This window comes from Caballeronia sp. GAFFF2 (assembly GCF_023631485.1).
Taxonomy (GTDB): Bacteria; Pseudomonadota; Gammaproteobacteria; order Burkholderiales; family Burkholderiaceae; genus Caballeronia.
The window spans coordinates 1-509 of the sequence record NZ_JALQDA010000099.1; the positions used below are offsets into that span (position 1 = coordinate 1).

Here is a 509-nt window from a genome sequence, read left to right on the forward strand (position 1 = left end):
CGATGCACTGCCGCCTTCTGCCGCCACCGGATCGAAGCCCGTTGCACGCACCGTGATGACCTTGATCGGATCGCTCGATTGCACCGTCGCGATGGCGTTGCCCGCGTAGATCGGACGCTCGAAGGTATCGGCGCTGTCGACGGCGGTAATGTCGCTGATCTGCGCGACGTCCAGATGCGCTGCGATACGCGGCGCGATGTTCTTGCCATAGGCCGTCGCGGGCGCGAGGATGTGCGAATAGTCCTTCGCGATATTCAGCACCGTGCCCTCGACATTCTCGGCCAGACCTTCGGCGAGTTGAGGCGCATCCGCAAGCAGCACTTTCGAAACGCCTGCGATCTTGGCTGCCGCATCGGCCGCGCCCTGCGCGTTCGCACCTGCGACCAGCACATGGATATCGCCGCCGATTTTTGCCGCCGCCGCTACCGTGTTCAACGTCGCGGCCTTGATGGACGCGTTGTCGTGTTCCGCAATTACCAGAATCGTCATCAGATCACCTTCGCTTCGTT

The 509-nt window shown here is 62.3% G+C and carries 1 pseudogene; it reads right to left on the minus strand.

Annotated elements, in window-relative coordinates:
• Positions 1-489, minus strand: a pseudogene (locus NCT04_RS34285) (electron transfer flavoprotein subunit alpha/FixB family protein); the annotation flags it as partial.
• Positions 490-509: the final 20 nt, after the last annotated feature.